9 protein-coding genes are annotated in these 10,869 nt (G+C 71.4%); all 9 read right to left on the bottom strand.

The annotated features are described in order from the left end of the window. Positions 1-252 (bottom strand): enoyl-CoA hydratase-related protein (locus G6022_RS07520; RefSeq protein WP_347238161.1); only part of this gene is annotated, 252 nt, incomplete at its 3' end. A 1-nt stretch (position 253) separates the two neighbouring features. Continuing rightward, positions 254-1,435, bottom strand: a complete 1,182-nt coding sequence (locus G6022_RS07515; RefSeq protein ID WP_182639336.1) for an acyl-CoA dehydrogenase family protein — start codon at positions 1,433-1,435, stop codon at positions 254-256. Positions 1,436-1,440: 5 nt separating this feature from the next. Continuing rightward, positions 1,441-3,516 (bottom strand): biotin carboxylase N-terminal domain-containing protein, encoded by a 2,076-nt coding sequence (locus G6022_RS07510; protein ID WP_182639335.1) that lies wholly within the window; start codon positions 3,514-3,516, stop codon positions 1,441-1,443. 11 nt (positions 3,517-3,527) lie between these two features. After that, positions 3,528-5,126 carry a carboxyl transferase domain-containing protein gene (locus tag G6022_RS07505; protein ID WP_182639334.1) on the bottom strand — a complete coding sequence of 533 codons (1,599 nt, stop codon included), beginning with the start codon at positions 5,124-5,126 and terminating at the stop codon, positions 3,528-3,530. Next, positions 5,123-6,301: an acyl-CoA dehydrogenase family protein gene (locus G6022_RS07500; protein WP_179525935.1), complete on the bottom strand. Its 1,179-nt coding sequence runs from the start codon at positions 6,299-6,301 to the stop codon at positions 5,123-5,125. Before G6022_RS07500 ends, G6022_RS07505 begins: the two co-directional genes overlap by 4 nt. Then, positions 6,298-8,157, bottom strand: coding sequence for an acyclic terpene utilization AtuA family protein (locus G6022_RS07495; RefSeq protein ID WP_182639333.1), 1,860 nt, complete (start codon positions 8,155-8,157; stop codon positions 6,298-6,300). The genes G6022_RS07500 and G6022_RS07495 overlap by 4 nt, the downstream gene beginning before the upstream one ends. Continuing rightward, complete coding sequence (locus G6022_RS07490) at positions 8,154-8,975, bottom strand: TIGR03084 family metal-binding protein (protein ID WP_182615478.1); 822 nt, start codon at positions 8,973-8,975, stop codon at positions 8,154-8,156. Before G6022_RS07490 ends, G6022_RS07495 begins: the two co-directional genes overlap by 4 nt. Before the next feature lie 112 nt (positions 8,976-9,087). Then, positions 9,088-9,795 (bottom strand): hypothetical protein, encoded by a 708-nt coding sequence (locus G6022_RS07485; RefSeq protein ID WP_182639332.1) that lies wholly within the window; start codon positions 9,793-9,795, stop codon positions 9,088-9,090. Between the two features lie 145 nt (positions 9,796-9,940). Next, the coding region (locus tag G6022_RS07480; protein ID WP_182691288.1) for an acyclic terpene utilization AtuA family protein at positions 9,941-10,869 on the bottom strand (929 nt) is incomplete at its 5' end.

Here is a 10,869-nt window from a genome sequence, read left to right as displayed (position 1 = left end):
GGCCCCGGCCGCGGAGGCCTCGCTGAGGTCGGCACCGGCGCAGAAGGTCCCGCCGGCGTGACCGAGGACCACCACGCGGGCACCGTCGTCCGCGGCCGCCCGGTCGAGCGCCGCGTGGAGCTGCTCGACCAGGGCGCTCGAGATGGCGTTGCGGTTGTGCTGCGAGTCGAGGGTCACGCGGGCGGCGCCCCCGGAGACCTCGTAGCGCACCAGCACCGGAACACCGACGGTCTGATCGTCCGCCGCGGCCACCTCAGTAGCTCCTCGGCAGCCCGAGCGAGTGCTGGGCCACGTAGTTGAGGATCATCTCCCGGCTGACCGGGGCGATGCGGGGCAGGCGCGATGCGGCGAGCATGCCGGCGAGACCGTACTCCACCGACAGGCCGTTGCCGCCGAGGGTCTGGATGGCCTGGTCGACGGTGCGGGCGGAGACCTCTCCGGAGGCGTACTTGGCCATGTTGGCGGCCTCGCCGGCGAGGTCGTCCAGGCCGGCGTCGACGAGCGCCGCGGCCTTGCGCATCATCAGCCGGGCCAGCTCCAGCTCGATCTTGCACTGGGCGAGGGGGTGGGCGATCCCCTGGTGGGCGCCGATCGGGGTCTTCCACACGGTGCGCTCGTTCGCGTACTTCGTCGCCTTGTCCATCGCGTAGCGGGCGGAACCGATCGCCATCCCGGAGGCCATGATGCGCTCGGGGTTGAGGCCCGCGAAGAGCATGAGCAGCGCGGTGTCGCCGTCACCGATGAGCGCGTCCGCGGGCAGGCGCACGTCGTCGAAGTACAGCTGGAACTGCCGCTCGGGCGTACGCACCTCGGTGGGGATGTGGGTGCGCTCGAGTCCGGGCGCGTCGGTGGGCACCATGAACAGGGCCGGCTGGAGCTTGCCGCTCGCGGCGCCCTCGAGTCGGGCCACCACGAGGATCGCGTCGGCCTGGTCGACTCCCGAGATGTAGGTCTTCTGCCCGCTGAGCAGGAAGTCCGAGCCGCCCCGGCGTGCGGTGGTGGTGATGGCGTGGGAGTTGGACCCGGCGTCCGGCTCGGTGATGGCGAACGAGGTGATGATCTCGCCCGAGGCCAGGCCTGGCAGCCAGCGCTTCTTCTGCTCCTCGGTCCCGAAGCGGGAGATGATCGTGCCGTTGATGGCGGGCGAGACCACCATCATGAGCAGCCCGGCGCCCGCGGCGGAGAGCTCCTCCTCGACCATCGCGAGCTCGGTCATGCCGGCCCCGCCGCCGCCGTACTCCTCGGGCAGGTTCACCCCCAGCAGTCCGAGCCTGCCCGCCTCGGTCCACAGCTCGTCGGTGGTCTCGCCGGCGTCGGACTTCTCGCGCATGTACTCCATGCCGTATCGCGAGCCCAGGTCGAAGGCGACCTTGCGGAGTTGCTTCTGCTCCTCGGTGTCGACGACGGGGTTGGGGATCTGAGAGATGTCGGTCATCGTGGTCACTCCTGGGGGGTGGTGGTGTCGGTGCTGGAAGGATCGGTGCTGTCGGCGTCGGTGCTGTCGGGTTCCGCGACGACGGCGAGGATGGTGCCGGTCTCGACCTGGGTGCCGACCTCGACGGGCAGCTCGGTGACGATGCCGTCCACGGCGGCGGAGATGGTGTGTTCCATCTTCATGGCCTCCATCCACAGCAGCGGCTGGCCGGCGGTGACGGTGTCCCCGACGGAGACGGCCACCCGGATGACCGCACCCGGCATGGGGGCGAGCAGCGAACCCGCGGCGACCTCCGCGCCGGGATCGGAGTACCGGGGCGGTTCGATGAGCGGGACCGGTCCGAGTGGCGAGTCCACCTCCACGACGGTGTCGGAGCCCACCACCTCGTACCGGGCCACGGAGAAGGTGTGGCGCACTCCCCTGACCTCGAGGTCCACCGCGTCGGGGCGGACCTGTCCGACGCGGACGACCTCGGCGAGATCGCCGTCCGCGTGGGCGCCGGAGCGGTCGCGGATGTACGCCACCTCTAACTCGTCCTCCCCGAACCGGTAGGTACGCCTCTGGAGCGTGCGGCCGACGTTGCGGAAGCCCGCCTGCGCCAGCGCCACCGGCCCGGCGGCGTGGTCGGCGGTCCCGGACACGATCGCGGCGGCCAGCGCGGAGATCACCACGGCCTCGTCGTCGGCGAGCGGGGCGGCGACCGCCTGCGCACCGTGATCGTCGAGGAACGCGGTCGACAGGTTGCCGGCGATGAACTCCGGGTGGCGCAGGACCCGGACCAGCTGGGCGCGGTTGGTCGTCAGGCCGTGGATCTTCGCCCGCGTCAGCGCGCCGGCGAGCGAGGCGCAGGCCTCGGAACGGGTACGGCCGTAGGAGATGACCTTGGCCAGCATCGGGTCGTAGTGCACGCCGATCACCGCGCCGTCCGCCCCGGGTTCGACACCGCTGTCCACCCGGATGCCCGGGCGGTGCGGGCCCTCGAAGGTCGAGCAGACGCCGGGGACGTCGAGCGCCCACAGGGTTCCGGAACCCGGCGTGTAGTCGCTCGCCGGGTCCTCGGCGTAGAGGCGGGCCTCGAACGACCAGCCGTGGGCGGCCGGGGGTGTGGTGGACGGCAGGGGAAGACCCGCCGCCACGTCCAGCTGGAGCGCCACCAGGTCCAGTCCGGTCGTGGCCTCGGTGACCGGGTGCTCGACCTGGAGACGGGTGTTCATCTCGAGGAAGAAGAACTCGCCGTCGTCGGTGGCCAGGAACTCGACCGTGCCGGCGCCGGTGTACCCGATCGCGGACGCGGCGTCGCGGGCCGCCGAGTACAACTTCTCCCGCATCCCCGGGGTCCGCTCGACCAGCGGGCTCGGGGCCTCCTCGATCACCTTCTGGTGGCGGCGTTGGATGGAGCACTCGCGCTCGCCCACCGCCCAGACGGTGCCGTGCGAATCCGCCATGATCTGGACCTCGATGTGACGGCCACGCTCGAGGTACCGCTCACAGAACACGGCGTCGTCGCCGAAGGCGGACCTGGCCTCACGCCGGGCGCCCGCGATCTCGTCGTGCAGTGAGTCCAGGGTGCGGACCACGCGCATCCCGCGTCCGCCGCCACCGGCGGAGGCCTTGACCAGGACCGGGAGCATGTCCTCGGTGACGTCGACGGGCTCGAGGTCGGCGAGCATGGGCACTCCGGCCTCGCCCATCATCTTCTTGGCCTCGATCTTGGAGCCCATGGCCTCGATGGCGGAGACCGGCGGGCCGACCCAGGTGAGCCCCGCGTCGATCACGTCGCGGGCGAACCCGGCGTTCTCGGACAGGAACCCGTAGCCGGGGTGGATCGCGTCGGCCCCGGCGGCCGTGGCCGCGGCGATGACCAGGTCACCGCGAAGGTAGGTCTCCCCGGGGGTGTTGCCCGGGAGACGGACCGCGGCGTCGGCCTCGCGGGTGTGGGGGGCATCGGCGTCGGCGTCCGAGTAGACCGCCACCGTGGTCATGCCCAGGGCGCGGGCGGTGCGGTGGACACGGCGGGCGATCTCCCCGCGGTTGGCGACCAGGACCGAGGTGATCGGGGCTGGGGTGGGTGCATTCTGCATGGTGGTGTTCCTCACATCCGGAAGACGCCGAAGCGGTCGGTTCCGGCGACTTCTCCGGAGTGGATCGCGGACAGGCTGAGACCCAGCACGGTCCGGGTGTCGCGGGGGTCGATGATGCCGTCGTCGTAGAGCATCCCGGACAGGAAGGCCGGCAACGACTCCTTCTCGATCTGGTCGGCGATCATGGTCTTGAGACCGTCGATCGTCTCCTGGGTCATCTCCTCGCCCCGGGCGGACGAGGCGGCGGCGGCCACGGAGGTGACCACGTCGGCGAGCTGCTGACCGCCCATGACGGCGGACTTGGCGCTCGGCCACGTGTAGAGGAACCGGGGGTCGAAGGCGCGGCCGCACATGCCGTAGTGGCCCGCGCCGTACGACGCGGCGGTGATGAGCGACAGGTGCGGGACCTCGGAATTGGAGACCGCGTTGATCATCATCGAGCCGTGCTTGATGATGCCGCCGCGCTCGTACTCCGAGCCCACCATGTATCCGGTGGTGTTGTGCATGAACACCAACGGGGTGTCGTAGCGGTTGGCCAGCTCGATGAACTGGGTGGCCTTCTGCGCCTCCGCGCTGAACAGCACGCCGCGCGCGTTGGCGATGATGCCCACCGGGTAGCCGTGGATCTCGGCCCACCCGGTGACCAGGCTCGCCCCGTAGAGCGGTTTGAACTCGTCGAAGTCGGACCCGTCCACGATGCGTGCGATGATCTCGCGCGGGTCGAAGGGGATCTTGAGGTCCTCCGGGACGATGCCGAGGAGATCCTCGGCGCCGTAGAGCGGCTCGATGACCTCGGCGCGCGGGGCCCGACCGGACTTCGACCAGTTGAGCCGGCGGATGATGCCGCGCGTGAGGCGTGCGGCATCGGCCTCGTCGAGGGCGTAGTGGTCGGCGAGGCCGGAGACGCGGGCGTGCATGTCCGCACCGCCGAGGGTCTCCTCGTCGGCGATCTCGCCGGTGGCGGCCTTGACCAGCGGGGGTCCGGCGAGGAACACCTTCGAGCGCTCCTCGATCATGACCACGTGGTCACTCATCCCCGGGACGTACGCTCCGCCGGCGGTGGAGTTGCCGTAGACCACGGCGATGGTGGGGATGCCGGCCTTGGACAGGCGCGTGAGGTCGCGGAACAGCGCGCCTCCGGGGATGAACACCTCCTTCTGCGTGGGCAGGTCGGCGCCACCGGACTCGACGAGGCTGATCACCGGGAGCCGGTTCTTCATGGCCACGTCGTTGAGGCGGAGGATCTTGCGCAGCGTCCACGGGTTGGACGTGCCGCCCTTGACCGTGGGGTCGTTCGCGATGACCAGGCACTCCGCGCCCTCGACCACGCCGATCCCGGCCACCACGGAGGCGCCGGTCTGGAAGTCCGAGCCCCACGCGGCGAGAGCGCACAGCTCGAGGAAGGGCGACTCGCGGTCGAGGACCATGTCGATCCGTTCCCGGGCGGTGAACTTGCCGCGCTCGCGGTGGCGGGCGACCTTGCGCTCGCCGCCGCCGGCGAGCGCGGGTTCGAGATCGGCGGTGAGCTGGGTGAGTTTGTCCTTCATCGCGGCCTTGGCGGCACCGAACTCGGCGCTGGTGGTGTCGAGCGTGGAACGCAGGATGGTCATGCGGTGTACCCCAAACGTCGTCCGGCGAGGGTGGTGAGGATCTCGGTGGTGCCTCCGCCGATGCCCAGGAGGCGGACATCGCGGTACTGGCGGCTCACCTCGGACTCGGCCATGTAGCCGAGACCTCCGAAGAGCTGGAGTGCTTCGTTGGCGACCCACTCCGCGCACTCCACGGCGGTGTTCTTGGCAAAGCAGACCTCGGCGATCGCGTCGTGCCCCGCCGCGGCCAGGTCCACGCACCGGTGGGTGTAGGTGCGGGCGACGTCGATACGGCGGGCCATCTCGGTGACGGTGTTCTGCACGGCCTGCCGGGAGAGCAGGGGGCGGCCGAAGGTCTCACGCTCCCGCACCCAGTCCAGGGTGAGGTCGAGGCATCGCTGGGCGTGAGAGTACCCCTGGGCGGCCAGCGCCGCGCGTTCGCCCACGAATCCGATGGCGATCTGGGCGAACCCGTCGTGCTCGGCGCCGACGAGGTTCTCCACCGGCACCCGGCAGTCGGTGAACGTCAACTCGGCGGTGTCCGAGGCACGCCAGCCCAGCTTCTCCAGCGGGGCGGAGCGGTGGAAACCGGGGGTGTCGGTGGGGATGACGAGCAGGCTGACGCCCGCCGCTCCTTTCAGGTCGTCACCGCCGGTGCGCACGGCGGTCACCACGAAGTCGGCGCGGGTACCGGAGGTGATGTACGTCTTGGCGCCGTTGACGACGTAGTGGTCGCCGTCCCGGCGGGCGGTGGTGGTGAGGCGTCCGACGTCGGAACCGCCGCCGGGCTCGGTGATGGCCAGGGAGCCGATCAACTCGCCGGCGAGCGTGGGCCTGACCCAGCGCTCGATCTGGTCGGGTCGGCCGGACTGGGCCAGGTGGGGGGTGGCGATCCCGCAGGTGAACAGCGAGGCGAACACGCCGCCGGCGACGCCGGCCTCGTGGAGTGCCTCGCAGACGATCAGGGAGTCACGCATGTCGCCACCCCCGCCCCCGACCTCCTCGGGGAACGAGACACCGAGCAGGCCCAGCCGGCCGGCCTTCGCGTGCAGCTCGCGGGGCAACGCGCCCGCGGCCTCCCACTCGTCCTGGTGGGGCAGGATCTCGCGCTCGGCGAAACGGGTCGTGGTCTCGCGCAGGGCGAGACTCTCCTCGGAATACCAGGGATCCCCCGGTACGTACGGCGGGATGGTCACGCGTTCTCCTCTGCGGGTGCCGGCTCGGCGGGTGCCGTGGCGGCGGGTACGGGGGCGGCGGGTACGGGGGCGGTGATGTCGTCGGGCACGTCGATGAGGCGGGAGCGGAGCCACTCGGCGAGTCCCTTGGCCTGGGGGTCCCAGCGGTAGCCGTGGGCGACGCCCTTGCCGAGCAGTCCGTCGATGACGAAGTTCACGGCATTGATCCGGGGAAGTTCGTATCTCTCGACCGGGAGGTCGGCGGTCTCCGGGAGCAGGCGACGCAGCTCGTCGACGGTGAGGGTCTCGCGCATCCAGCGGTAGGCCGCCGCGTCTCCGGCCCACAGACCGATGTTGGCGGTCCCGCCCTTGTCTCCCGAGCGGGCGCCGAGCACGTCCCCCAGGGGCCTGCGCGTGGTGGACGCCGTCGACCGGGAGGACGGGGACAGCGATGCACCCTCGGCGTCGAGGCCGTCGGAGGCGTGACCGTCGCCCATCTCCTCCGTGTGTTCCGGAGGCGCGATGTCCACCCGGGTTCCGTCGGGGAGCACCGCGACGTGCGGCACCTCCTCCTGGTCGAGGTAGGCGGGGACGTACACGCCGTACGGGCCGCCGCGACCGGGGGGCGCGCTCGGCGTGGCACCCGGGTAGCTCGCCAGGATCATGGCCACCGCGGCGTCGGAGAACGCCCGGCCCACCACGTCGGAGTCCGGGTCCCAGGCGACGACGGTCAGCAGTGCGGTCGCCGCGGCCTGGGTGTCGGCGTCCGCGTGGTCCGTGCGGCTGAGGCGGAAGTCGATCTCCGCGGGACGGGTGGCGAGGCCGGCCAGGATCTGGCGCTCGACCAGTGCGGCCTTGTCCTCGATGTCCAGCCCGGTGAGCAGGAACGTGACCTCGTTGCGGAAGCCACCGAGGCACGTCACCGACACCTTGGTGGTGGTGGGGGCGGTCTCGCCGCGCACCCCGGAGATGCGGACGCGGTCGGGGCCCTCCTGCTCGAGGCGAGCGGTGTCCAGGCGGGTGACGACGTCGGGCCCGCCGTAGCGCGCCCCGGTGACCTCGTAGAGGAGTTGGGAGGTGACGGTGCCGACCGTCACCGCTCCCCCGGTCCCGGCGTGCTTGGTGATGACGGAGGTGCCGTCGGAGGCGATCTCGGCGATGGGGAAACCGGGGGTGACGGGATCGGCGATCTCACCGCGGTTGAAGAAGGCGTAGTTGCCGCCCGTGGCCTGGGTCCCGCACTCGATGACGTGCCCCGCGACGGTGGCGCCGGCGAGGGCGTCGAGGTCCGTCCGGGTCCACCCGAAGTGGCTGATCGCCGGACCGACGATGACCGAGGCGTCGGTGACGCGACCGGTGACGACGATGTCGGCACCGGCGTCCAGACAGCGGGCGATCCCGAAGCCCCCGAGGTAGGCGTTGGCGGTGACCGGGAAGCCGGCGTCGGCCGGGATGTCGAGTTCCGAGACCCGGTCGATCAGGTCGTCGCCCTCGACGTGCGCGACCCGCGGGGACAACCCCAGCCGCGATCCGAGCTCGACGACCGCGCCGGCCAGGCCGGCGGGGTTGAGACCGCCCGCGTTCGCGACGATCCTGACGTTCTTCTCCAGCGCCAGCCCGAGACAGTCCTCGAGCTGCCGCAGGAAGGTCTTGGCGTACCCGAGGTCCGCGTTCTTCATGCGGTCGCGGCCCAGGATGAGCATGGTGAGTTCGGCGAGGTAGTCGCCGGTGAGGACGTCGAGTTCGCCCCCCTCGAGCATCTCGCGCATCGCGGAGATGCGGTCGCCGTAGAAGCCGGACATGTTGCCGACGCGCAGCGGAGGCACCGTCGACTCCGTTCCCACGCGCAGCGGCGCGGCGAGGTTCCTCCCGCTCATGCCCGCGCCCCCTCCTCGCGGCCGCCGCCGGGCAGGCCCGCGAAGGCCTGGGCTATCCGCAGCCACTCCTCCGCGTCCTCGCCGACCGCCTCGAGGGCGGTGTCGGCGCGGTGGACGCGCTGGGTGACCAGCAGGCAGAAGTCGAGCACCGGTCCGGTGACTCGCTGCTCGGCGTCGGCCGGGCCGAACTCGAGGACGGTGCCGTCGGGCAGGGTGAGCGCGAGGTGGACCTCCGAGGACGGGGCCTCGAGTCCGTTCATCAGATACGCGAAGCCGCGGGTCTTGAACCCCAGACGGGCCACGTGGGGCAGCGCCGCGATGAAGGCCGGGTCGGAGTCGAGCGGGATCCCGACGGCGTCGGCGACGTCGATGCCGTGTGCCCAGGTCTCCATGATCCGGGCGGTCGTCATGGACTTCGGCCGCATCGGCGGTCCGAACCACGGGACCTGGTCGCCCGGATCGGCGGCCTTGAGCGCGTCCGCGAGTTCTCCCCGGGCCAGGCGCCACCGGGCGAGCACCTCGTCGCGGCCGGTGGCGGCGATCTCGGCGGCACCGGCGTCCACGAAACCGGTCGGATCGGCCATGGCCGTCTCCACCACACCCTGGAAGTCGTCCGGATCGGTGATGGCGGTGACCGAGACCTCGTCGGTCCAGGCCAGATGCGCGATCTGCATGCCCACGTCCCAGCCCACGGCCGGGGTGTCCAGGTGCCAGACGTCGGGACCGGCGGTCTCGACGAGGTCGTCTAGTCGGGCGCTGAGCGCGGCCAGGACCGCGTGCGGGTCCTCCGTCGCCGAGGGCCGGATGTTCGTCTGCATGGCATCAGACTCCCACCGAGCCTCGAATAAAGCAAGCATGCTTGCTTGCTTTTCGGCACGGCGTTCTCGCGGTGCGGTCCGGGAGGATCACCTCACCCGCCGTCGCGGGGGGTCACAGCGGGCACCCCAGCGTGTAATTCCACTCGGTGCCGTTCCGGGGGGCGTCGACCTTCACCGTCATCGATGTCGACACACCGGGGGGCACGTCGATCCACACGTGCCAGTCTCCGTTGGTTCCCACGTAGCCCGGGGTGGTCCACAGCACGGTTCCGTCATAGGCCACCTCGACGAAGTCGGGCACGTAATAGGTCTCCAACCGCAGCAGTACCCGGCCGCCGCCGCTGCGGCCGATCTCATGCCTGTTGGTGAAGATGCCCTGCCGCCCGGAATTGGTGAAGGTGTTGCACGGCGTGACCGGAGCCAGGACCACCTGGGTCGCCGCGAGGACCCGATCCCACCCCACTTCACCAAGCGAGGCCCTCTCCGCGAGGGTCATGATGTCCTGCGAACCCCCGGGGATCCCCTGCACCACCCGGAACACATCGAGGATCTCTCCACTGCGGATGTTCGCGATCAGTTCGTTGAGATTGGCCAGGGACCCGTTGTCCAGCGCTCCCCGGGCACCCGGGTTCATCCCCTCGATGATGGCCTCCAACTCCTGCACACTCCCGGCGGCGTCCCCGAGCTCGCTGCTGAGTTCGGCACTGGAGGGGGACCCGGTCTGGGCGGTGGCGACCGGCGCCCCGACCGCGACCACAGCCGCGGCCATCAGCGAGGTGGCGGCGACGACCGGGACTCTGGCGATGATCGAACGTGTCATGCGGACTCCTCGAACGATGACCGCACGGGACGTGCGCCCGGCGGGCCCGGACGATGCACGGTCTCCACCGACGCTAGGCAGCCGAGGCGCAGGGGTCTGTCCTACGTTCGCTCCATGTCCGCCGGTCCGGGCCTCGCGACGAGCCTCACGGTCCGAACTCGAGGAGTTCGCCGGGGATCGACAGACGGACGGAGGCCAGGTCGGCCCCGAGCCCGCTGTCGAGCGGCACACCACGCGGGGGGCGCGCCACGAGGTTGACGGCGCGGAGGTTGGGCAGCAGGTAACGGCGGGTCTCCATGCCCTCCAGCGCGGGCAGGAGTTCGCGGAAGCGGTCGATCGTGAGCTCTCCGGCCAGCCACGCGAACGCGGAGTCGTCCCAGGTCCAGACCGCGATGTTCACCCCTCGGCCGACCACGCCTCGACGCACGCTCGCGACGGAACCCAGCACGGACGTCACCGGCTCCCCCCCGGGCACGGACCCCCGCGACCACGGGGTGGGCAGCTCGCCGGGCCCGATGTCCGCGGTCTCCACCGGGACGGGCACCGCGACGCGTTCACCGCCCGGGAGGACGACGGTGTGTCCGGCGTCCGCCTGCGCCAGCGGGCGGGCGACCCGGCGGGGCCTCCCGGGTCCCCTGGTCATGGCCACCACCGCCACCACCGGTGGTGCGGGCTCACCCCGTGCGCCGCTGATCCGGACGCGATCGGTTCCCTCCTGGGCGAGTCGGACGGAGTCCAGTCGCAGCACCACCTCGGGGGCGGCGTACCGCGCCCCGGCCACCCCGTCGAGGAGCTGGTCGGTGACGGTGCCGACGGTGACGGACCCGAACGCCGAGGGGTGGCGGGTGACGACGGCGGACCCGTCGGCGGCGATCTCCGCGATCGGGTAGCCACCGGACACCGGGTCGGTGGTCCGGGTGACGTCGGTCGACGAGTCCACGACGCCCGTGGCGCCCGGACCGCCGGAGAGCACGTGCCCCACCGCCACGGACCCGGCCAGCGCGTCCAGTGCCGACGGGGTCCACCCGTGATGTGCTGCCGCCGCGCCCGTGACCAACGCCTCGCGGCTGACGC

The organism is Dietzia sp. Cai40, from assembly GCF_014145165.1.
Lineage (GTDB): Bacteria > Actinomycetota > Actinomycetes > Mycobacteriales > Mycobacteriaceae > Dietzia > Dietzia natronolimnaea.
This window is presented reverse-complemented; position numbering and strand designations above follow the sequence as displayed.

Bases quoted from the DNA above. Each gene is read 5' to 3' on its own strand.
- G6022_RS07485 (WP_182639332.1), bottom strand. From the start codon at position 9,795: ATGACACGTTCGATCATCGCCAGAGTCCCGGTCGTCGCCGCCACCTCG.
- G6022_RS07510 (WP_182639335.1), bottom strand. From the start codon at position 3,516: ATGCAGAATGCACCCACCCCAGCCCCGATCACCTCGGTCCTGGTCGCC.
- G6022_RS07515 (WP_182639336.1), bottom strand. From the start codon at position 1,435: ATGACCGACATCTCTCAGATCCCCAACCCCGTCGTCGACACCGAGGAG.
- G6022_RS07490 (WP_182615478.1), bottom strand. From the start codon at position 8,975: ATGCAGACGAACATCCGGCCCTCGGCGACGGAGGACCCGCACGCGGTC.
- G6022_RS07495 (WP_182639333.1), bottom strand. From the start codon at position 8,157: ATGAGCGGGAGGAACCTCGCCGCGCCGCTGCGCGTGGGAACGGAGTCG.
- G6022_RS07505 (WP_182639334.1), bottom strand. From the start codon at position 5,126: ATGACCATCCTGCGTTCCACGCTCGACACCACCAGCGCCGAGTTCGGT.